This is a genomic window from Allobosea sp. Root670 (assembly GCF_001429415.1).
GTDB classification, from domain to species: domain Bacteria; phylum Pseudomonadota; class Alphaproteobacteria; order Rhizobiales; family Beijerinckiaceae; genus Allobosea; species Allobosea robiniae.
In genome coordinates this window covers 21,595-43,121 of the sequence record NZ_LMJU01000005.1, presented here as the reverse complement: position 1 = coordinate 43,121, position 21,527 = coordinate 21,595, and the positions used below count along the sequence as shown (strand labels likewise).

Here is a 21,527-nt window from a genome sequence, read left to right as displayed (position 1 = left end):
CATCAACTTGTTTCAGCCAGACGGACAGTGACAATGACGATGATCCGATGCGTGTCGCCGGTGGACGGCTCGGTCTATGCCGAGCGGCCGGCTCTCAGCCTCGACGAGGCCAAGGCCGTGGTCGCCCGCGCCCGCAAGGCGCAGAAGACCTGGGCGAAGCGCCCGCTCGACGAGCGCATCGCGCTGGTGCTCAAGGGTGTCGCGCGGCTCAACGAGATGGGCCAGGAGGTGGTGAGCGAACTCGCCTGGCAGATGGGCCGGCCGATCAAGTATGGTGGCGAGTTCAAGGGCTTCAACGAGCGTTCGAACTACATGGCCTCGATCGCGAACGAGGCGTTGGCGCCTCTCGTGATCGAGGACAACGCCGCCTTCAAGCGCTTCATCGCGCGCGAGCCGCATGGCGTCGTCTTCGTGATCGCGCCATGGAACTATCCCTACATGACCGCGATCAATTCGGTCGCGCCGGCGCTGATCGCCGGCAATGCGGTCATCCTCAAGCATGCGAGCCAGACGCTGCTCACCGGCGAGCGATTGGCGCGCGCCTTCCACGAGGCGGGCGTGCCGGAGGATGTCTTCGCCAATGTCTTCCTCGACCATGAGATCTCGTCGCGCCTGATCGCCGACGGGCAGTTCGACTTCATCAACTTCACCGGCTCGGTCGCGGGCGGGCAGGCGATCGAGCGCGCCGCCGCCGGCACCTTCACCGGGATCGGGCTGGAGCTCGGCGGCAAGGATCCCGGCTATGTCATGGAGGACGCCGATCTCGACAAGGCGGTCGATACGCTGATGGACGGCGCGACCTTCAACTCCGGGCAGTGCTGCTGCGGCATCGAGCGCATCTATGTGCATGAGAGCCTCTACGACGCCTTCATCGAGAAATCGGTCGGCTGGGTCTCGAACTACCGGCTCGGCAATCCGCTCGATCCCGAGACCTCGCTCGGCCCGATGGCGCACAAGCGCTTCGCGCAGGTGGTACGCGAGCAGATCGCCGAAGCGACCGCGAAGGGCGCGCGGGCACTGGTCGATCCGAAACTCTTCCCGCAGGACGATGGCGGCGCCTATCTCGCGCCGCAGGTCCTGGTCGATGTCGACCATTCCATGACGATCATGCGCGAGGAAACCTTCGGCCCGGCCGTCGGCATCATGAAGGTGCGCAGCGACGCCGAAGCGGTCGCGCTGATGAACGATTCCAAATACGGCCTCACCGTCTCGCTCTGGACCGGCGATGCCGAGCGCGCCGCCCGTTTGGGTGCGGAACTCGAAACCGGCACCGTCTTCATGAACCGCGCCGATTATCTCGATCCGGCCCTGTGCTGGACCGGCGTCAAGGAGACCGGGCGCGGCGGCTCGCTCTCGGTCATCGGCTTCCACAACCTCACCCGCCCGAAATCCTACCATCTGAAGAGAGCTGGCTGATGCCGATCACCGCGAACTGGAGCTATCCGACCGCCGTCAAGCTGGGCGCGGGGCGGATCAGGGAACTGGCCGATCACTGCAAGGCGCTCGGCATGAAGCGGCCGCTGCTGGTCACCGATCGCGGACTGGCGAGCATGTCGATCACCGCCAACGCGCTCGACATCCTCGAGGCCGGCGGGCTCGGCCGGGCGATCTTCGCCGGTGTCGATCCCAACCCGAACGAGCGCAATCTCGACGACGGCGTCCGCGCCTTCAAGGCCGGCGGGCATGACGGCGTCGTCGCCTTCGGCGGCGGCTCCGGCCTCGACCTCGGCAAATGCGTGGCCTTCATGGCCGGCCAGACGCGTCCGGTCTGGGATTTCGAGGATGTCGGCGACTGGTGGACACGCGCCTCGATCGAGGGCATCGCGCCGATCGTCGCGGTGCCGACCACGGCGGGCACCGGCTCAGAGGTCGGCCGCGCCTCGGTCATCACCAATTCGCAGACCCATACCAAGAAGATCATCTTCCACCCGAAATTCCTGCCGGGCGTGACGATCTGCGATCCCGAACTCACCGTCGGCATGCCCAAGGCGATCACCGCCGGCACTGGCATGGACGCCTTCGCGCATTGCCTGGAAGCCTATTCCTCGCCGTTCTTCCACCCGATGAGCCAGGGCATCGCGCTCGAAGGGATGCGATTGGTGAAGACCTATCTGCCCCGCGCTTACGCGGATGGCGCGGATATCGAGGCCCGCACGCAGATGATGGCGGCGGCTGCGATGGGCGCCGTCGCCTTCCAGAAGGGGCTGGGCGCGATCCACTCGCTCTCCCACCCGGTCGGCGCGGTCTACCACACCCATCACGGCACCACGAACGCGGTGGTGATGCCGCCAGTGCTGCGCTTCAACCGCCCGGCGATCGAGGAGAGGATCGCGGCCGCCGCCGCCTATCTCGGCATTCCCGGCGGCTTCGACGACTTCTATGATTTCGTGCTGAAGCTGCGGGCCGATCTCGGCATCCCCGACAAGCTCGGCGCGCTCGGCGTCGGCACCGACCGGATCGACGAACTGGCCGAGGCGGCCGTGGCGGACCCCTCGACCGGCGGCAACCCGGTGGAGCTCACGGTCGATGCGGCGCGCAAGCTGCTGATCGAGTCGATCTGAGATCGGCGGGATACGTCAGCCGGCGCGCAATTTGCGGACGATGTTCGCGGCGCGCCGGATCGCGGTGATGGCAGCACCGATCGCGATCAGCCAGAGCGCTCCGCCGAGGATCTGGTTGTGGCCGCTCCAGAGCGGCTCGGCCAGCGACAGCACGGCCGCCGCCGTGATCACCGCCATGCGATGCTGCTTGGCCATCGGCCCAGAGAAATCGGCCGGCAGGCCGCAATTGCGGCCGAGCTCGCGGGTATAGGCGGTCAGCACTGCAAAGGCTGCCGCCGCCCAGCCCAGCGTCGGAACGCCTGCGCCGTAACCGACGCCGACGAAGATCAGGATATCGGCGACGCGATCCGGGAACTCGTTCCAGAATGGCCCGTCAGGCTCCTGCTTGCCGCCCTCGATCGCCACCATCCCGTCGAAGAGGTTGCAGAGCAATCGGAACTGGCAGAACAGCGCGGCTGCCAGCAACAGAGCGACGCGGGAACCGCCGCTAGCTGCGCCCGCCTGCCAGAAGGCGATGCCTGCGCCGGCCGCCATGACCATGCTCGCCATCGAGATCTGGTTCGGCGTCACCGAAGCCGTGCTCAAGCGACGGGCGATCGTGCGGGCCCAGCCGGAATCGCGGCTGGCGAGCGGGCGGCGGTTCTCGTCCTGCGCCATGGTTCAGGCCTTCCGGATGCGCCAGAGCGAATAATTGTAGAGCGCCGCATAGCTCGTCGCGACGGTCAGCGGCACGGCGATCGTCTTCGCGATCTCAGGCGTGCCGCCCAGCGTGTGGAGGATCGTCAGCAGGCTCGCGGAGACGAGGCCGGCGATCACCGGCGGCGCCAGCAAGGCGGTGAGGCCAGCGAAGCGGCTGGCGAGATATTCGATCGCGCGTTTCAGGACCAGCGTGATCGTGGCCGAGATCGCGCCCTGCAGCAGGCCGGCATAAAGCGGCGCCGGCATCGGATGGGCGCGGTTGGCGAAGGCGGCCCAGCCGCCCATGGCGAGGAAGGCGAAGCCGACATGGACGATGCTGCTCCGCATCAGGCGCGCGAGCGGCGCACTCATACGGCGGACCAGCCGTAGCGGACGAGATGGAAGAAGATCGGCGCCGAGAAGACGACCGAGTCGAGCCGGTCGATGAAGCCGCCATGGCCGGCGATCAGATGGCCCCAGTCCTTGACGCCGCGGTCGCGCTTGATCGCCGACATGACGAGTCCGCCGAAGAAGCCCAGCAGGACGATGACCAGCGAGAGGAAGGCGGCCTGCAGGGCTGTGAACGGCGTCATCCAGGACAGGCCGGCGCCGACCGCGGTCGCGCTGAGCGCCCCACCGACGAAGCCTTCGACCGTCTTCGAGGGCGAGAGCTTCGGCGCGATCTTGGTGCGGCCGATGAGCTTGCCCCAGACATATTGCAGGACGTCGCTGATCTGCACGACGATGACGAGGAAGGCGATCAGAAGGACATTGCGCCCCTCATATCCAGCGATATCGAGGCTGAGCAGCGCCGGCACATGCGAGGTGGCGAAGACGCAGATCATCAGCGCCCATTGCACCTCGGCGATGCGCACGAGGAAATGGTCGGTGTCGCCGCGCGCCGCGGCGATGATCGGCATCAGCAGGAAGGCGTAGACGGGGATGAAGATCGAGTAGAGCCCGTACCACTCGATCCAGATCAGGTAGTACTGCACCGGCAGCACGACGAAGAAAGCCGCGGCCAGCGCCCAGTGGTCGGCCCGGCGCGTATCAGTCAATGTGATGAATTCGCGCAAGGCCGCGAAGGAACAGAAGCCGAAGAGCAGGGTCACGCCGGTCTTGCCGCCGATGAGGGCGAGCCCCATCAGCACGACCATGATCCACCAGGCCCGGATGCGGTCGTTCAGGTTCTCGACGACGGCATTGGAACCGTCTGGCGAGAGCTTGCGCTGCAGCACGAAGCCGATGGTCGAGGCGAGGACGAGGACGCCGAGGATGCCGGCGAGCACGGCCACGAGATCGGAATGCGGCATCGTCATGGCGCGTTCGCCTTCGGGGACAGGGCGAGCAAAGCGGCTTCGGCCCGCGCCAGGAAATCCTGCTTGGTCTCGCCCTCAGCGAGGCGCAGCGGCGCGCCGAAGGTGACGGTGCAGATCAGCGGGATCGGCACGAATTCGCCCTTGGGCATGACGCGGTTGAGATTGTCGATCCAGGCCGGCACGAGCGCCACGCCCGGCCGCGCCCGCGCCAGATGGAACAGGCCGCTCTTGAACGGCAGCAGGCGGGCATCGGTGGTGTTGCGCGTGCCTTCCGGGAAGACGATCAGCGAGGAGCCGGCGTCGAGCGCCTCGGTCATCTGCGCGACCGGGTCGCTCGTGCGGCTGCCGCGATCGCGATCGATCAGCACGGCATTGAAGACGTCGCACCCGATGAAGCGTCGCAACCTGCCTTTCAGCCAGTAGTCGCTCCCGGCGACCGGCCGGGTCGTGAAGCGCATGCGCCGCGGCAGCACGGTCCAGATCAGGACGAAATCGCCATGGCTGGCATGGTTGGCGAAGTAGATCCGCTGCTCGTCGGTGGGTTCGACGCCCGCCCAACGGCCGCGCACGGCCGTGATGAAGCGGGCGAAGAAGAGAATGAGCGCGCCAGCCAGTCCTGCCCCTGCCCCACGCATTCCCCGGTCCCGCCCCCGTTAGCCGTGCAGTGGAGGTAGCGCCTGTTTGGAGTCCTGTCGATATCGGCACCCTTCAGGGCGCATTTTCATTGTTGAGCGTCCGCCAGGGCAGCAGGAAGGACTCGCCGGCCTGGGAGCTGCGCAAGGCGTGAATGCCGAAGACCTGTGCGAGCCGATCATCGTCGAGGACGTCCGCCGGCGCTCCGTCGGCGACCCGGCGACCGTGATCGAGCAGCAGGAGCCGGTCGCAGAAGCGGCCCGCGAGCGTCAGATCGTGCAGCACGACGACCACTCCGGTGCCCTCACGGCTGATCCGGCGCAGCAGTTGCAAGGTGTCGAGCTGGTGCTGAGGGTCGAGCCCTGCCAGAGGCTCGTCCGCGAGGAGATAAGGCGCCTCCACCGCGAGCGCCGCGCCAGCAGGACGCGACGACGCTCCCCGCCCGAGAGCGTGCCGACAGCGCGACCGGCAAAGCCGGTGACGTCGCAAAGCGCCAATGCCCGCGCGATCGCCTGTCGATCCGCATCCCCCGAGTCGGCGAAGGGGCGGCGATGCGGCAAGCGGCCGAGCCCGACCAAAGCCTCGACGGAGAGCGCCCCCGGCGCCTCACCGCCTTGGGCCAGAAAAGCGATGCGGCGCGCCAGTGCCGCTCGCCCCAGCGCGCGCGCCGAGGCGCCGTCGTAATCGACGCTGCCACAGTCCGGCGTGAGCAGTGTGGCCAGCACCCGCAGCAAGGTCGTCTTGCCGGCACCGTTGGGACCGATCAGGCCGAGCACCTCGCCCGGCCGGACTTGGGCATCGACCTCGTGCAGGATCGGCTTGCCGCCGAGCGAAACCGTGATGCCGGAAGCCGTGATCGCCATCACAAGGCCTCCCGGCGCAGGCGCTGCACCAAAGCGAAGAGGAAGGGCGCACCGATCAACGCGGTGACCACGCCGAGCTTGAGTTCCGGTCGGACCGGCATGAGCCGGACGCCGATATCGGCCGCCAGCACGAGAATGGCGCCACCGAAACCGCTGGCGATGAGCAATCGGCCCGGCCGGTGCCCGACCAGCGGGCGCAATAGATGCGGCACGACGAGGCCGACGAAGCCGATCGCGCCCGTCACGGCGACAGCGCTGCCGACGGCGAGAGCCGCGCCCCCGATCAAGCGCGCGCGCAGCCAGGCAAGGTCGAAGCCGAGGCTCGCGGCCGTATCCTCGCCGAGGCTGAGCGCATCGAGGGCGGGCGCCGTCGAGACGATCAGGGCCCAGCCGAGCAACATCAGGGGCAGGACGAGGGCGACATGGTTCATGCTCCGGTCGGCCAGCGAGCCCATCAGCCAGAACACGATCTCCAGCGCTGCATAAGGGTTCGGTGCGAGATTGAGCGCGAGCGCCGTCGCCGCGCCAGCGAAGCTGTTGAGCGCCACGCCGGCGAGGATCAGCGTGGTCGTGCTGGCGCCACGGCCGAGCAGGATGAAGAGGATCACGGTTGCCAGCAGCGCGCCCGCGATCCCTCCGAGCGGCAGAGCGAGCGCAAGGCTGGCGGAGAGCCCGCTATAGAAGACGAGGACGGCACCGAAGGCCGCCGCACTGGAGATGCCGATCACGCCCGGCTCGGCCAGCGGATTGCGCAACAATCCCTGCATCGCCGCGCCGGCCATGCCGAGGCTGAAACCGACGAGGGCGCCGAGCAGGGCGCGCGGCAGACGCAGTTCATAGAGCACGAGCGCCGGCAGGCTCTTTTGCCCCGCGAGAAGGTCCGTCACCGCCGGGCCGAGCGCCAATGGTGCATAGCCGACGGCCATGGAGATCGCGGTCATCGCCAGAGTGGCGAGGGCAAGCAATCCCAGCAGCGGCGCCGGCCTGATGCCGGGTGAAGCGTCCGGCGTCATGGCTTCTCCTCCACGGCACGCACCAGCAATTCGATCGCGTCGAGCACGCTCGGGCCGGCGCAGGTCCAGAGCCGCGACGGCAGGGCGACGAGCTTCAGCCGGTCGCCAAGCCGGTCGATCACCGGATGGTGCAGGATCTCGTGCGCCAGAGACGGCGGGCCGTCCGGCGTCTCGTTCAGGATCAGGATTTCGGCACCGCCCAGCGCCACGGTTTCGAGCGCGATCTGGCCATAGCTCTCGACGCCCAGCTCGGCCGCGATGTTGACGAGGCCGGCGCGGGTCAGAATCTCGTCGACGAGCGAGCCGCGGCCGACCGTGAAGCCGCTGGGACGGAGCACGATCGCCCGCAACGGCCTGTCGACGCGACGGGCGGCCAGAGCTTCGAGGCGCCGCTCGATCTCGGCGAGCAAGGCTTGCCCGCGGGCGGGCTCGCCGAGAACATCGGCCATCTCGGTGATCTGCGCCTTCATCTCCGCGAGATTGCGGGGAACGCCGAATTCCCGCGCGGCGATGCCGACCCGCCCGAGCAGCGAAACCGTAGCGCGCGACGTATAGGCGCCGGCGACGACGAGATCAGGGCGGAAACCCAGGACTTCCTCGGCAAGCCCGTGATTGGCCGGTATCAGGCGGGCGGCGTCCGCCATGTTGGCGTTGCGCGGGTCCTGCGACAGCCATGTCACCGAGGCGATGCGCTCGGGATCGGCAAGGCGCAGGACGAGCTCGTCCGTGCACATATTGAGCGAGACGATGCGGGCCGGGCGCTCGACCGCAGATGCGGCCGATACCACCGCGCCCGAGAGCGCGATGGAGAGGCACACGCCGCATAGACGACGCAGGACGAGAGGCCGGTTCATCCGCCGATGGCCACCTTGATACCGCCGAAGACGCCGAGGCCCGGCACGAGGAAGCCGACCGGATTCTCCCAACGCTTGTCGAAGAGGTTATCGACCCGCCCGAACACCGTCACCTTGTCGGTCGCCTTGTACTCAGCGGCGAGGTTGACCAGCGTCGCCCCCTTCGCGCGCATGCGCGGGACCGAGAAGTCGCGGTTGCCGTCGACCCAGGAGCCGATATGGATCAGCGTCGCCGAGAGGCTGAGCCTGTCGGTCGGCGTCCAGGTCGCGGTCGCGCTCGCCTTGTGGCGCGGCCGGCGCAGCAGTTCCTGCCGGGCGATCTCATCCTTGGCGAGGGTGAAGGTGTAGTCGGCGCGGATGCGGAACTGGGGCGAGATTTCCAGCGCGGCGAAGGCCTCGACGCCCTTCGTCTTCGCCTTGCCAATATTGGCGTAGGAATCGCGCCTGACATTGGTGACGATCAGGTTCTCGATATCGTTCTGGAACCAGGTAGCGCCGAATTGCAGGCGCTTGTCGAAGAGCGGCTGCTCGAAGCCGATATCCCAGCCGCGGCTTTCCTCCGGCTTCAGGTTCGGATTGCCGAAGAAGTTGTAGCCGGGGCGGTAATCGATGAAGAGCTCGCTCAGCGTCGGCGCCTTGAAGCCGGTGCCGTAGCTCGCCTTCAGCTTGGTTTCCGTGCCGGGAATGATGACGGCCGGCGCGATGCGGTACGTCGTATGGCCGCCATAGCTGTCGTCATGGTCGCGGCGGATATTGGCCGCCAGGAAATAGCGATCCTCGATATTGCCCTGGTATTCGAGCCAGGCGGCCTTGTTGCCGTTCGAGGCGATGAGGCTCGTCGTGTCCAGACGCTCGCGCTCATATTGCAGACCCATGATCAGGTTGTGGCCCTTGATGATCTGGAGATTGCCGCGCCAGTCGAGCTTGGTGCGCTCGCCGAGGCTCTGATTGGGCAGGCCGAGCAGCCCCGTCATCGCGGAAGCCGTGCGCGTCCCCCTGTCCTGCCGCGAATAGGACACGCCGAAGGTGTTGACGAATCGCCCGCCAAACGGGTCCCAGACCACCTCGCCACGGGTAAAGGCCTGCGCGTAGTTCTGCAGGGAACGATAGGGCGAGGGCTTGCTCGGGAAGCCGGTGTCGCCGGTATAGCGCAACTGGCCGTCCTGATAGCGGCCAACCCAGTTCAGCGTCAGCGTGTCGGTGAGCGCAAAGCCGAGGCGTCCTGAATAGCTGTAATTGTCGAAGATGTTCGGGTTGATCCGGCGGCCGGGCGGCACGAGGTTCGGCGGCGTCACCTCGGTTCCGTCGGCGCGGAAATGGCTGGCATTGAAGGCATAGTTGAAGCGCGCATCACCGCCGCCGAAGCCGAGGGACTGGTTGAAGCTGCCGTGCGAGCCGCCTTCGACGCGCGCCGTCATCTTCGGTGGTCCCTCGCCGCGCTTCGTGGTGACGGAGATCACGCCGCCCAGCGCATTCGCGCCATAGAGGCCGCTCTGGGGACCGCGCAAAACCTCGATGCGCTCGATATCCTCGGTCAGCATCGAGCCGAAATCGAAAGAGCGGTTCGGGGCTGAAGGGTCGTTGGCCTCGATGCCGTCGATCAGCACCTTGACGTGGTTCGAGTTGGTGCCGCGCATGAAAACCGAGGTCAGGCCGCCCGGCCCGCCGGTCTGCACGATGTTGAGGCCGGGCACGGCGGCGAGCGCCTGCGGCAAGGTGCGGCGCTGCTGCTGTTCGATATCCCTGGCGGTGATGACGGTGACGGCGCTCGCGACTTCGCGGGCAGGCGTCGGCGTTCCCGTGGCGCTTACGACGATCTCGTCGAGCGCCATCGTGGCGGGAGCGTTCTGGGCGAAAGCCGGGGCTGCAGCGCCGGCAATGGTCAGACAGGACACGGAGAGCAGCAGGCGGCCGCGTCCGGCGGCCGGAAGGAAGACGTTCACGATGGAGACCTCGGGCGTTGACGTCAGTGGCACGTCACCGCGAACGCGATCTCCCATCTGCCGTGCGAAAGACGGCGAACGGTCGAATCAGCGATCGGCGCACCCCGGCCGAACGTGTCCGCGTGTGACCACGGCTGACGGCAGGTCTCCTGGCTCGCGGGTCGTTGCCTTTCGCCGCCTTCCCAGGTCCGAGGCCCCAGTGGCGTATGGCGAAAGGCTCGCCGCTTACAGTTGCGGGGGCAGCCGCGGCATGGGGTGGCTCGCCACCCGCACCGCGTTCCCTTTTGATCCCGTGAGGGAACCGTCGCGCTCAGGCTTATGGGGAGATCGGGCCGGCGTCAAACGGAGGCTCTCGATCCCGCTTTCCGCCGTGGGACCTGATGCCGTTTTCCGTCACGATATGGTGCATCGGGATGTCGAAACCATGCGGGCGGATCGTCGGCATCTCCGCCATCTCGTAGCCGATCCCGACCGCGATCGTGGAGGACGGCAGGGCGGCGAGCGTGCGGTCGAAGAAGCCGCCGCCATAGCCCAGCCGGTAGCCCTGCGCGTCGAAGCCGACCAGGGGCGCGATGACGATCCGCGGAAAGACCGGATCGCCCGCTGCCGGCACGGGGATGTTCCAGACGCCGCGCTCCAGCTTCTCGCCCTTGCGCCAGAGCCGGAACAGCAGGGGCTTGCCGCGCTCGACCACGACCGGCAAGGCGGCCAGACCGCGGCGCTCGCGCAGATCGCGGAACCAGTCGCGCAGATCCGGCTCGCCGCGGAACGGCCAGTAGCCGCTGACGAGGACGCCGGCGGGATCGCCGATCAGCGCGTCGAGATGGCCGGCGATCCGACGCGCAAGCGCGTTTCGCGTGCGCGCCGACATCGCCAGGCGGGCTGCAATCATGCGCGCTCGCTCGGACCGCCGCCATTCCATCAGGCTCGGCTCGGGCAGGTTCTGCCCGACATTTCGCGACGGCGGCGTCAGCCCGGAATAGGCCGGATCGACCTCATGCAGCAGGCAGGCCGGCGAGGCATAGTCATTCAGATCGTCGTCGCCCTTGCCCATCGGTTTCCGGCCTCCGTCGCCACGACGCGCCAGCCACCCTCGGCGCGAGCGAGGCGACGCGCGAAGGTCCGGACATCGGAGCCGCGGCGCATGAGCATTCTGCGCAGACAGGTCATGCAATCAACCGAATTCAGGGTTGATGGAATACGGCAACCTTCGATGAAGGCCGCGCATGACCACCGAATTCGCCGGCACCTCCGGTACCCATCGGAAACGGAAATGCTCTATGCTGCCGTGATCAGAAGCAGATAGGCACCCGCTCGATGCTGGCCGAGACACCGCCCCCCGCGAGCGTGGGCGTCACCGTAAAACTCTACGACGATCTCTCCTCGGCCATCATTTCCGGGGAGATCGCGCCCGGCGAGAAACTGAGCGAACCGGCCATCGCCCGCCGCTTCGGAGTCAGCCGCGCACCGGTCCGCGAAGCCATCCGGCGGCTGCAGGAACGCGGGCTCGTCACCTATGTCGCCAACCAGGGCGCGCGCGTCGCCGAGCCGAGCGCCGCCGAGTTCCTCGCCCTGCTCGACGTGCGCGAGGCGACAGAGGGCATGGCCGCCCGCCTCGCGGCCGAGAGCATGAGCGAGGCCGAGATCGCGGCGCTGGACGCGCTGGTGAGGGGCCATCGCGGCGATATCGAGCGCAATCCGATGGGCGCCTATCTCCAGGACGAGCCCGAGGCGGATTTTCACCGCCGGATCGCCAAGGGCAGCGGCAACCCGATCCTCGCCGAACTGCTCTGCGAGCAGTTCTATCCGCGGCTGCGCCTGTGCCGGCGCCTGCACTCCACCGTGCCGGGACGCGGTCGCGAGGCCTGGGGCGAGCATATGCGGATCACCGAAGCGATCAGTCATCGCGACGGCGAACTCGCGGAAATCCTGATGCGGCGCCATATCCGTGCCGCCCGCATGGCGCTGCAAGCCGCGCTGGCCGCGAATGTCGGCACCAAACCGGGCAAGCGCCGGACCGGAGCGAGGCGCTAACCTGCTCCGCCCGCAGAGGTCGCCGGCTCTTCTTCTGCACTGGCGCGTCGGCGCAGGCGCGCGAGCACGGGCGGTAGGATCAGCACCAGCGCTGCGACCGCAAGCAATGTCGCCGCGATCGGCGTGCCGACCAGCACGCTCCAGTCGTTCTGGCTGACGGCGAGCGCACGCCGGAGCTGGATTTCCGCCTGTGGGCCGAGGATCAGCCCGATCAGGGCCGGCGCGATCGGGAAATCATGCACGCGCGCGACATAGCCGACGAGGCCGAGGCCGCACATCAACGCCAGGTCCATCCAGGAGGTCGACAGGCCCCAGACGCCGACCATCGCGAAGACGACGATGCCGCCATAGATGTATTGCCGGGGGATCAGCAGCAGCCGGACCCAGATGCCGACCAGCGGCAGGTTCAGGATCAGCAGGATGACGTTGCCGATATAGAGCGAGGCGATCAGGCCCCAGAGCAGGTCCGGGTTGGTGGCGAACAGCAGCGGGCCGGGCTGAAGCCCGTAATTCTGGAAGGCAGCGAGCAGCACGGCAGCCGTCGCGGTGGAGGGTAGGCCGAGCGTCAGGAGCGGCACGAGGATGCCGGCCGCGGCCGCATTATTGGCGGCCTCCGGCCCGGCGACGCCTTCGATCGCGCCCTGACCGAACTCCTCCGGATGCGGGGTCAGGCGGCGCTCCAGCGCATAGGAGAGGAAGGTCGGGATTTCCGTGCCGCCCGCCGGCAGCGCACCGATCGGAAAGCCGATGACGCTGCCGCGCAGCCAGGGCTTCCAGGAGCGCTTCCAGTCCTGCTTCGTCATCCAGCTGCCGCCGGAGAGCGGGTTGATCGCGGCCGGCGCAGCGCCGCTGCGGCTCGCGACATAGAGCGTCTCGCCGATCGCGAAGAGCGAGACCAGCACGACGGTGAAGGGGATGCCGTCGAGCAGCTCGAGCGTGCCGAAGACCATACGGGTCTGGCCGGTCTGGGTGTCGATGCCGATCGTCCCGAGCGCGAGCCCGAAGAACAGCGCAGCGAAACCCCGCACCATCGAACGCCCCATCACCACGGCGACCGAGGTGAAGGACAGTATCATCAGGGCGAAGTAATCCTCCGGCCCGAAGACGAAGGCGAGCTCGGCGATGGCCGGCGCGAGGAAGGTCAGCGCCAGCGTGCCGATCGTGCCGGCGACGAAGGAGCCGATCGCCGCCGTCGCCAGCGCCGCCGCGCCACGGCCGCGCCTTGCCATGCGGTTGCCTTCGAGCGCCGTCATCACCGAGCCGCTCTCGCCCGGCGTGTTCAGCAGGATCGAGGTGGTCGAGCCGCCATAGAGCGCGCCGTAGAGAATGCCGGCGAACATGATGAAGGCGGAGGCCGGATTGACCTGCGCGGTGACCGGCAGGAGCAGCGCGATCGTCAGTGCCGGGCCGATGCCCGGCAGGACACCGACCGCCGTGCCGAGCCCGCAGCCGACGAAAGCCCAGAACAGGTTCATCGGCTGCAAGGCAACCGCGAACCCGCCGAGCAACTGGTTCAGGATATCCATGGCTCAGCCCAAGAGCGGAAAGAACGGGCCAAGGCTGATGCCGAGGCGGGAGAAGCCGAGCCAGGCGAGACTGGCGATCAGCGCGCCGATGCCGAGATCGAGCAAGGTGCGGCGCGAGCCGAAGGCATGGGTCACGAGCGTGAAGGCCAGCATCGCGCTGAACGGAAAGCCGAACCAGCGGATCGTCAGCAGCGGCACGCCGACGCCGGCCAGCGCCATCAGGAAGGCGGGGCGCGAGAACGGCGCCTCCTCCTCGTCCTCACTGGGCGGCGCCAACTGTCCTTTCAGCGCCTGCACGATCAGCAGGAAGCCGAGCAGGACGAGGCCGAGCCCGACCGCGAGCACGATCGCGGACGGCCCGAGGCCGACATAGTTGGTCGTCGAGGCGATGCTGCGCGCACCGTTGAGCCAAACCGCGCCCATCACGAGGATGGCGAGCCCCAGCCACCAGGGCCGCCCGCCGCCAGCCGCAGCCGAACCGTTCTTCATCGACGACATCTGCCTTGCCCTTCGCATCTGTTCAGCAACTCCCTGAGCCCTCATCCTGAGGAGCCATTCCTTTGGGAATGGCGTCTCGAAGGATGCTTCAGGAGGTTCGGAAGCCCGCTGGAACATCCTTCGAGACGCCGCTATCGCGGCTCCTCAGGATGAGGGCTGTGTTTCCAAACGGGCTCCGAGCGATCGAAGCCAGGCGGCGCGCTCATGCACGCCGCCTGGCTTCGTCGAAGGCTATTTCAGGATGCCGACTTCCTTGAGCGCGCTCGTCCAGTTGGCGTCCTCGCTCTTGAGGAAGGCGTCGAAGGCGTCACCCGGCAGATAGGCGTCCTCCCAGCCCTGGGTCTTGAGCGTCTCCTTCCACTCCTTGGTGGCATGGAGCTTGGCGAAACGGTCGAGCCAGGTCTTCTTGGCGGCGTCGCTCATGCCTGGCGCGCCGACGAAGCCGCGCCAGTTGCCGACCTCAACCGGGATACCGGCTTCCTTCAGTGTCGGGGCGTTGAGGCCTTCGACCCGCGTCGGGCCGGAGGTCGCGATGATGCGGATACGACCGGATTCGGCGAAGGCGCGGAATTCCGAGGCACCGGAGATCGCCGCCTTGATCTTGCCGCCGCCGAGCGCAGCCAGGATCTCGCCCCCGGAGAAGGCGACGAAGTTGATCTTCCCGACCGGCGCACCGGCATGCTTGGCCAGCAGCGCCAGCATGACGTGATCGGCACCGCCGGCCGAGCCGCCGCCGACGGAGAGCGCGCCGGGATCGGCCTTGAGCGCGGCGATGAAGTCCGCCGGCGTCTTGATCGGCGAGTTCGCGGGCACGGCGATGGCGTTGTACTCGTTGGTCAAGCGCAAGAGCGGCGTCGTGTCCTTGAGCGAGACCGGCGTCTGGTTGGTGATGACACCGCCGACCATGATGACGCCGGTGACCAGCAGGGCGTTGTCATCGCCCTTGGCGGTGCGGACGAATTCGGCGAGGCCGATCGTGCCGGCAGCACCGCCCTTGTTGGTGAAGGACGCCCCGTCCGTGAAAACCTTGGACTGGGCAAAGGCCGCCATGGTGTGGCGCCCGGCCCCGTCCCAGCCGCCGCCCGGATTGGCGGGGATCATCACTTTCGCCGGTTCGGCCAGGGCCGTACCAGCGCCGAGCCCCAAAGCCAGAACGCCGGCCATCGTCAAACGCTTCAGCATTTCCATTTCCTCCCGTGGTCGTTACGCCGCCGTTTTCGGCTGGTCGTTCTCTTGCCGCGTCATCCGCGGTTCGGATGCCGGATCATTCCGGCGCCCTGGTATCCTCATGCGCTGCGCTCGCGCTGCGGCATGCCTTCCGGCGCGATGGTCGCGACGATCGAGGCGTCGAGCGCTTCGTAATCGGCGAGGCCGATCGTCTTGTAGAGCTCGACCCGCGTCTGCATCTGCTCGACCATGGCATGAGTGCTGCCGTCGCGGGCAAGCGCGGCGTAGAGTTTCTCCTGCGCCTTGTTGGCGACGCGCAGCGAGGAAACCGGCCAGATCACCATGCGATAGCCCATCGCCTCGAACTCCGAAGCGGTGAAGAAGGGCGTGCGGCCGAACTCGGTCATGTTGGCGAGTAGCGGCACACCGGGCACGCGGCTGGCGAACTCGCGGAACATCTCGGCCGTTGTCAGCGCCTCCGGGAAGATCGCGTCCGCACCGGCCTCGAGATAGAGCTTCGCACGGGCGACCGCGCCGTCGATGCCCTCGCTCGCGGCGGCATCGGTGCGGGCGATCACGTAGAGATGCCGGCGCGCCTTGGCGGCGGCAGCGACCTTTGCCGCCATGTCATGGGCGTCGGCGAGCTTCTTGTCGTTGAGATGGCCGCATTTCTTCGGCAGGAGCTGGTCCTCGATATGGACCGCGCCGGCGCCCGCATCCTCGAAGACACGCACCATGTGCATCACGTTGAGCGCCTCGCCATAGCCGGTATCGCCATCGACCAGCAGCGGCAGGCCGGAGGCCCGCGCGATCTGGCGGATGAAGAAGGCGACCTCGTCGACGGTGATCATGCCGAGATCGGGGATGCCCATCGAGGCAGTCATCGCCGCACCCGACAGATACAAGCCCTCGAAGCCGGCGTTCCTGGCCTGAATCGCGGCCATGCCGTTATGGGCGCCGGGGAGGCGCGCGATGCCGCCGCGCTCGACCAGTGCCCGGAAGCGCTGGCCGGCCGGCTCGGACGGAAGATCGGAGGCGACGAGATAGGGCATGGGCACTCAGCTGCAGTAGAGATCGACGTAATCGTTGACCGAGATCGCTTCGAGCCTGGCCTGATCCAGGGAGACGTCGAGGATCTGGCGCTGGCGCTTCTCGACGAAACGACGAGCGAGATTGGTGCGGAACTTGGCTTCCAGCAGCGGGATGCCGTCGGCGCGGCGGCGCTTGTGGCCGATCGGGTATTCGACCACGAGCTCGGGCAATACCGTGCCGTCCTTCAGCGTCACCGTCATGCCGTTGGCGATCGAGCGCTTCTCGGGGTCGTGATAGTCCCTGGTGAAGGCGGGGTCCTCGACGCATTCGATCTTGTCGCGCAGCGCATCGATGCGCGGATCGGCGGCGATATCGTCCTCGTAATCGGCGGCGGTGAGGCGCCCGAAGATGAAGGGCACGGCGACCATGTACTGGATGGTGTGGTCGCGATCGGCCGGGTTATGCAGGGGCCCACGCTTGTCGATGATGCGGATGCAGGCTTCGTGCGTGCGGATTTTGATCGAGGCGATGTCGTCGCTGCTGCGACCCATCGCCTTGAGCTGATCGTGCAGCGTCATCGCGGCCTCGACCGCGGTCTGCGAGTGGAACTCGGCCGGGTAGGAAATCTTGAACAGCACGTGCTCCATCACATAGGAGCCGTAAGGGCGCTGGAACTTGAAGCTCTGGCCGCGGAACGAGGCATCGTAGAAGCCCCAGGTCTTGGCGGTGAGAACCGAGGGATAGCCCATCTCGCCGGTGCGGGCGATCAGGGCGAGCCTGACGGCGCGGCTGGTGGCATCGCCCGCCGCCCAGCTCTTGCGCGAGCCGGCATTGGGAGCGTGGCGATAGGTGCGCAGCGCCTGGCCGTCGACGAAAGCGAGCGAGAGCGCGTTGACGATCTCGTCGCGGCTAAGCCCGAGCATGCCGGCGACCACCGCGGTCGAGGCGACCTTGACCAGGATGACATGGTCGATGCCGACCTTGTTGAAGGCGTTCTCCAGCGCCAGGCAGCCCTGGATCTCGTGCGCCTTGATCATCGCGGTGAGCACGTCGCGCATCGTCAACGGCGCCTTGCCGGCCGCGACCGCGCTGCGCGAGAGCCAGTCGGCGACCGCGAGGATGCCGCCGAGATTGTCGGACGGATGGCCCCATTCGGCGGCGAGCCAGCAATCGTTGAAGTCGAGCCAGCGGATCATCGTGCCGAAATTGAAGGCCGCCTGGATCGGATCGAGCTGGTAGGGCGTGCCGGGCACGCGGGCGCCGTTCGGCACGACCGTGCCCGGCACGACGGGGCCGAGCAGCTTGGTGCAGGCGGGATATTCGAGCGCCTCCATGCCACAGCCCATCGTGTCGATCAGGCAGTTGCGGGCGGTCTCGTAGGCGAGGCTGCTGTCGACGCGATAGTTCAGCACGTAGTCGGCGATATCGACCAGCACGCCGTCCGGAGCCGGACGCTCATTGTTGTTGAATGTCGCCATTTTCGGCCGTTCCTCGCATCGATCGCCCGCCTTTTCGTTCTGGCCAGCGTCTATTGTCGACACAAATTACATCGACCCGCCCGTTTGACAAGCGGTTCCGGTTCGCTAATCTAAAAATTGTCGACAATCGAACAGGGCTGGCAAGAGCCCGGATAGCGACGCCAACCCGCCACCGCAGGCGGAAACGACAAGAATTTGGGAGGAACGCCATGAGAACAACGATCGCCACCTGCTGCGCGCTGCTGCTCTCGGCAACCGTCCACGCGCAGGACTTCCAGCCGCAGAACCCGGAATGCATCGCCCCTGCCGCGCCCGGCGGCGGCTTCGACCTGACCTGCCGTTTGACCAGCCGCGTGCTCAACGAGACCGGGCTGGTCGGCCCGTCGATCCGCACCACCAACATGCCGGGCGGCATCGGCGCCGTCGCCTACAACAACATCCAGGCGCAGCGCGCCGCCGATCCCAATGTCATCGTCGCGGTCTCGACCGGCTCATGGGTCAACCTCGCCCAGGGCAAGTTCGGCCGCTTCAGCGAATCCGATGTGCGCTGGCTCGGCGCAATCGGCGCCGACTATGGCGTGCTCGCCGTGCGCAAGGATAGCCGCTTCAAGACGCTGGCCGACGTGGTCGAGGCCCTGAAAAAGGACCCGACTTCGGTCAAGGTCGGTGCCGGCGGCACCGTCGGCAGCCAGGACTGGATGAAGCCGGCGCTCGTCCTGAAGGCGGCCGGCGTCGATCCGCGCAAGATGCGCTATCTCGCCTATGAGGGCGGCGGCGAAGCGATCGGCGCCCTGATCGGCGGCCATATCGACCTCTTCCCCGGCGACGCCTCCGAGGTGCGCGGCCAGCTCGAGGCCGGCGAGATTCGGCTGCTCGCGACCTTCTCGGAGAAGCGACTGCCCGGCGCCTTCGCGCAGGTGCCGACGGCCAAGGAGCAGGGCTACGACGTGCAATGGCCGATCGTGCGCGGCTTCTATGCGCCGCCGAAGGCACCGGAAGCGTCCTATGCCTACTGGACCGGCATTCTGACCAAGCTCAACGCCGATCCGCGCTGGCAGAAGGCGCGCGGCGAGCAGGGGCTGTTCGAGTTCAGCATGGTCGGCGCCGAGTTCGACGCCTTCGCCAAGAAGCGGACCGCCGATTTCCGGACGCTGGCGGCCGAGGTCGGCCTCGCCAAGTAAGGCAGAAGCCTTTCGCCAAGCCAAGGGAACAGGACGGGAGGAGATCATGATCGATCGCCTGGTCGGGTTGATCTGTGCGTTGCTCGGCGCGGGCGCGATCTGGCACGCGCAGACCCTGCATGTGCCCTTCGCGGCCGATCCCGTCGGGCCGCGCATGTTCCCGACGATCACCGGCGCCGTCCTGATCCTGGGCGGAGCCATCCTGTTGCTGCGCCCCGGAACGGTCGCGCTGGAGTTCGGGACATGGCCGCGCGCGCTCGCCGTGCTCGTCGCCAGCCTGATCTACCCGCTGCTCCTGCCGCCAATCGGCTTCATCGCGGCTACGGCTCTGCTCTGCTTCGTGGCCGCGCTGGCCTTCCACGCGCGGCCACTGCCGGCCGCCGCATCCGCCGTCGCCACCGCGATCGTCTTCTTCGTGCTGCTCGACAAGGTGCTCGACCTGCCATTGCCGCGCGGGCCGCTGGGGATCTGAGATGGACGCATTCGCCGCCCTCATCACCGGCTTCGAGGTCGCGCTCACCCCGCTCAACCTTGCCGTCGCCTTTGCCGGCGTGGCGCTCGGCACCGCAATCGGCGCACTGCCCGGCATCGGTCCGATCAATGCCGTCGCCCTGCTGCTGCCGCTCTGCTTCGCGCTGAAATTGCCGCCGGAGACGGCATTGATCCTGCTCGCCGGGCTCTATTACGGCAGCGGCTATGGCGGCCGCATCTCCTCGATCCTGCTCAACATACCCGGCGATCCCGGCCTGGTGATGACGACGCTCGACGGCTATCCGCTGGCCAAATCCGGGCGCGGTGCGGCGGCGCTCGCCATCAGTGGCATCGGCAGCTTCGTCGGCGGCACCAGCGCCGTCGTCCTGATGACCTTCCTGGCCGTGCCGCTGGCGCGGCTCGCGTTGTCCTTCGGCCCGGCCGACTATGTCGCGCTGATGGTCCTGTCCTTCGCGCTGCTCGGCACGATGAGCGAGGGCAAGGCGGTGAAGACCTGGATCGCCGTCGCGCTCGGGCTCCTGCTCGCCATGGTCGGAATCGATGGCGGCACCGGCGTCGAACGTTTCACCTTCGGCTCGCTCGAGCTCCTGGGCGGCATCGACTTCACCAGCCTGACCATCGGCCTCTTCGCGGTCGCCGAAATCCTGATGCTGGCGGAGGGGATGATCAGCGGCACCGTCTCGCGCACCGGAGACGGGGCACGCCTGACGTTCCGGGAAATCCTGTTCTGCACGCCGGCGATGCTGCGCGCGACGGGCATCGGCTTCTTCCTCGGCGTGCTGCCCGGCACCGGCGCCTCGGTCGCCTCCGCCATGGCCTATACCGCCGAGAAGCGCGTCTCCGACAAGGGCAGCTTCGGCAAGGGCGACATGCGCGGCCTGGCAGCGCCCGAAACTGCGGATAACGCCGCGCAGACCGCTTCGATGGTGCCGATGCTGGCGCTCGGTATTCCAGGCTCGGGCACGACTGCGGTGATGCTCGGCGCCTTCATGATGTATTCGATCACGCCCGGCCCACTGCTCTTCACCCAGCGGCCTGAGGTCGCCTGGGGCCTGATCGCCTCGATGTATATCGGCAATCTGATGCTGCTGGTGCTCAACCTACCGCTGGTCGGGCTGTTCGCACGCCTGCTGCTGGTGCCGGCCTGGATCCTCTATCCCGGCATCCTCGCCCTGTCCTATGCCGGGGTCTACGCCGTCTCGAATTCCGCTTTCGAGCTGCTCATTACCACCGGGATCGGCATCCTCGCCTATGCCTTGCGCAAGGTCGGCATTCCGCTGATCCCGCTGATGCTGGCCTTCGTGCTGGCGCGATTGCTGGAGGACAATTTCCGCCGGGCGCTGTCCTTGTCAGATGGCGGCTACGAGATCCTGTTCTCGACACCGACCAGCGTCATTCTCTGGCTCCTGGCGATCGTCGCCATCGGCCTGCCATTGATCCGCAAGCCGAAGCTTCATCCGGCCGTGCCGGTGGCCGAGGCCGGAAAGCCGGGCGCCTGAACGGCGCCCGGAAATAAGGTTTAGATCGAGCGGGTGACGCCGCCGTCGACGCGGAGGTTCTGGCCGGTGATGTAGGCGGCGTCCTTCGAGGCCAGGAAGGCAATGGTGCCGGCGATCTCGGCGCTGGTGCCGTAACGCTGCATCGGCACGCCCTGCCGCCGCTCCTCGGTCGCCGGCAGGCTGTCGATCCAGCCGGGCAGCACGTTGTTCATGCGGATATTGTCGGCCGCATAGGCATCGACGAAGATCTTGGTGAAGGAGGCCAACCCCGCCCGGAACACCGCCGAGGTCGGGAACATCGCGCTCGGCTCGAAGGCCCAGGCTGTCGAGATGTTGACGATCGAGCCGGCCTTCTGACGCTGCATGATCGGCGTCACCAGCCGGACCGGCCGGATGACGTTGAGCAGATAGGTATCCATGCCGCGGTGCCAGTCCTCGTCGGTGATGTCGAGGATCGGCGCGCGCGGGCCGTGGCCGGCGCTGTTGACCAGGACGTCGACGCGCCCCCAGCGCTCCATGGCGAGATCGACGAGGCGCTTCAGGTCGTCGTTCGACTGGTTGGAGCCGGTGACGCCGATGCCGCCGAGCTCTGCCGCCAATGCCTCGCCCTTGCCGGAGGAGGAGAGGATGGCGACGGCGAAACCGTCCTCCGCCAGGCGCCTCGCCGCCGCAGCGCCCATGCCGCTGCCGCCCGCCGTGATCAGGGCTACCTTTTCCGCTGCCATTCCATCCTCCTGCATCCACCGACTCGAAATC

General features: G+C 67.4%; 21 protein-coding genes, 1 pseudogene and 1 riboswitch. Of the genes and pseudogenes, 6 read left to right on the top strand and 16 right to left on the bottom strand.

The window, feature by feature from the left end:
- The first annotated feature begins 33 nt into the window (after positions 1 to 33).
- Positions 34 to 1,416, top strand: coding sequence for an aldehyde dehydrogenase family protein (locus ASE61_RS08345; protein WP_061966437.1), 1,383 nt, complete (start codon positions 34 to 36; stop codon positions 1,414 to 1,416).
- Positions 1,416 to 2,561, top strand: coding sequence for an iron-containing alcohol dehydrogenase (locus ASE61_RS08340; RefSeq protein ID WP_061966436.1), 1,146 nt, complete (start codon positions 1,416 to 1,418; stop codon positions 2,559 to 2,561). Before ASE61_RS08345 ends, ASE61_RS08340 begins: the two co-directional genes overlap by 1 nt.
- A gap of 15 nt (positions 2,562 to 2,576) precedes the next feature.
- On the opposite strand, the gene ASE61_RS08335 is transcribed toward ASE61_RS08340, so the two are convergent.
- The 10 genes and pseudogenes from ASE61_RS08335 to ASE61_RS08295 form a co-directional block, all read right to left on the bottom strand.
- Entirely contained in the window at positions 2,577 to 3,218 is a 642-nt protein-coding gene (locus ASE61_RS08335) for a CDP-alcohol phosphatidyltransferase family protein (protein ID WP_061966435.1), read from the bottom strand.
- 3 nt (positions 3,219 to 3,221) lie between these two features.
- Positions 3,222 to 3,611, bottom strand: coding sequence for a hypothetical protein (locus ASE61_RS08330; protein ID WP_061966434.1), 390 nt, complete (start codon positions 3,609 to 3,611; stop codon positions 3,222 to 3,224).
- A complete protein-coding gene (locus ASE61_RS08325) occupies positions 3,608 to 4,558 on the bottom strand; it encodes a phosphatidate cytidylyltransferase (RefSeq protein ID WP_061966433.1) in 951 nt (316 codons plus the stop codon). Before ASE61_RS08325 ends, ASE61_RS08330 begins: the two co-directional genes overlap by 4 nt.
- Positions 4,555 to 5,193: a lysophospholipid acyltransferase family protein gene (locus ASE61_RS08320; RefSeq protein WP_061966432.1), complete on the bottom strand. Its 639-nt coding sequence runs from the start codon at positions 5,191 to 5,193 to the stop codon at positions 4,555 to 4,557. Before ASE61_RS08320 ends, ASE61_RS08325 begins: the two co-directional genes overlap by 4 nt.
- A gap of 73 nt (positions 5,194 to 5,266) precedes the next feature.
- Positions 5,267 to 5,485 carry a hypothetical protein gene (locus ASE61_RS27475; protein WP_320409860.1) on the bottom strand — a complete coding sequence of 73 codons (219 nt, stop codon included), beginning with the start codon at positions 5,483 to 5,485 and terminating at the stop codon, positions 5,267 to 5,269.
- Positions 5,461 to 5,982 (bottom strand): annotated as a pseudogene (locus tag ASE61_RS08315) (ATP-binding cassette domain-containing protein); the annotation flags it as partial. The pseudogene ASE61_RS08315 and the gene ASE61_RS27475, both read right to left, overlap by 25 nt.
- 71 nt (positions 5,983 to 6,053) lie before the next feature.
- Complete coding sequence (locus ASE61_RS08310) at positions 6,054 to 7,067, bottom strand: FecCD family ABC transporter permease (RefSeq protein ID WP_061966431.1); 1,014 nt, start codon at positions 7,065 to 7,067, stop codon at positions 6,054 to 6,056.
- Positions 7,064 to 7,921 (bottom strand): ABC transporter substrate-binding protein, encoded by an 858-nt coding sequence (locus ASE61_RS08305; RefSeq protein ID WP_082617305.1) that lies wholly within the window; start codon positions 7,919 to 7,921, stop codon positions 7,064 to 7,066. The genes ASE61_RS08310 and ASE61_RS08305 overlap by 4 nt, the downstream gene beginning before the upstream one ends.
- Entirely contained in the window at positions 7,918 to 9,864 is a 1,947-nt protein-coding gene (locus ASE61_RS08300; protein WP_244492760.1) for a TonB-dependent receptor plug domain-containing protein, read from the bottom strand. Before ASE61_RS08300 ends, ASE61_RS08305 begins: the two co-directional genes overlap by 4 nt.
- 121 nt (positions 9,865 to 9,985) lie before the next feature.
- Positions 9,986 to 10,185: riboswitch (cobalamin riboswitch) on the bottom strand.
- Positions 10,181 to 10,918, bottom strand: a complete 738-nt coding sequence (locus ASE61_RS08295) for a 5-formyltetrahydrofolate cyclo-ligase (protein ID WP_082617303.1) — start codon at positions 10,916 to 10,918, stop codon at positions 10,181 to 10,183. It overlaps the preceding riboswitch by 5 nt.
- A gap of 263 nt (positions 10,919 to 11,181) precedes the next feature.
- Between ASE61_RS08295 and ASE61_RS08290 the strand changes: the two genes are divergently transcribed.
- Positions 11,182 to 11,898, top strand: a complete 717-nt coding sequence (locus ASE61_RS08290) for a GntR family transcriptional regulator (RefSeq protein WP_061966429.1) — start codon at positions 11,182 to 11,184, stop codon at positions 11,896 to 11,898.
- Here the strand turns inward: ASE61_RS08290 and ASE61_RS08285 are convergent.
- From ASE61_RS08285 to ASE61_RS08265, 5 genes are all read right to left on the bottom strand, one after another.
- Entirely contained in the window at positions 11,895 to 13,424 is a 1,530-nt protein-coding gene (locus ASE61_RS08285; protein WP_061966428.1) for a tripartite tricarboxylate transporter permease, read from the bottom strand. The genes ASE61_RS08290 and ASE61_RS08285 overlap by 4 nt on opposite strands.
- A 3-nt stretch (positions 13,425 to 13,427) precedes the next feature.
- Complete coding sequence (locus ASE61_RS08280; protein WP_082617313.1) at positions 13,428 to 13,913, bottom strand: tripartite tricarboxylate transporter TctB family protein; 486 nt, start codon at positions 13,911 to 13,913, stop codon at positions 13,428 to 13,430.
- A 240-nt stretch (positions 13,914 to 14,153) separates the two neighbouring features.
- On the bottom strand, positions 14,154 to 15,104 hold the full coding sequence (locus ASE61_RS08275) for a Bug family tripartite tricarboxylate transporter substrate binding protein (RefSeq protein WP_061966426.1): 951 nt from the start codon (positions 15,102 to 15,104) through the stop codon (positions 14,154 to 14,156).
- A 104-nt stretch (positions 15,105 to 15,208) separates the two neighbouring features.
- Positions 15,209 to 16,141: a methylisocitrate lyase gene (gene prpB / locus ASE61_RS08270; RefSeq protein ID WP_061966425.1), complete on the bottom strand. Its 933-nt coding sequence runs from the start codon at positions 16,139 to 16,141 to the stop codon at positions 15,209 to 15,211.
- A gap of 6 nt (positions 16,142 to 16,147) precedes the next feature.
- On the bottom strand, positions 16,148 to 17,599 hold the full coding sequence (locus ASE61_RS08265) for a bifunctional 2-methylcitrate dehydratase/aconitate hydratase (protein ID WP_061966424.1): 1,452 nt from the start codon (positions 17,597 to 17,599) through the stop codon (positions 16,148 to 16,150).
- Positions 17,600 to 17,808: 209 nt separating this feature from the next.
- On the opposite strand from ASE61_RS08265, the gene ASE61_RS08260 reads away from it, so the two are divergent.
- The 3 genes from ASE61_RS08260 to ASE61_RS08250 are packed head-to-tail and all read left to right on the top strand — an operon-like array spanning position 17,809 to position 20,771.
- On the top strand, positions 17,809 to 18,780 hold the full coding sequence (locus tag ASE61_RS08260) for a Bug family tripartite tricarboxylate transporter substrate binding protein (protein WP_061966423.1): 972 nt from the start codon (positions 17,809 to 17,811) through the stop codon (positions 18,778 to 18,780).
- 46 nt (positions 18,781 to 18,826) lie between these two features.
- Positions 18,827 to 19,252, top strand: a complete 426-nt coding sequence (locus tag ASE61_RS08255) for a tripartite tricarboxylate transporter TctB family protein (RefSeq protein ID WP_061966422.1) — start codon at positions 18,827 to 18,829, stop codon at positions 19,250 to 19,252.
- A gap of 1 nt (position 19,253) precedes the next feature.
- Positions 19,254 to 20,771: a tripartite tricarboxylate transporter permease gene (locus tag ASE61_RS08250; RefSeq protein WP_061966421.1), complete on the top strand. Its 1,518-nt coding sequence runs from the start codon at positions 19,254 to 19,256 to the stop codon at positions 20,769 to 20,771.
- A gap of 20 nt (positions 20,772 to 20,791) precedes the next feature.
- Here the strand turns inward: ASE61_RS08250 and ASE61_RS08245 are convergent, their stop codons facing one another.
- Positions 20,792 to 21,496 (bottom strand): SDR family oxidoreductase, encoded by a 705-nt coding sequence (locus ASE61_RS08245; protein WP_061966420.1) that lies wholly within the window; start codon positions 21,494 to 21,496, stop codon positions 20,792 to 20,794.
- Positions 21,497 to 21,527: the final 31 nt, after the last annotated feature.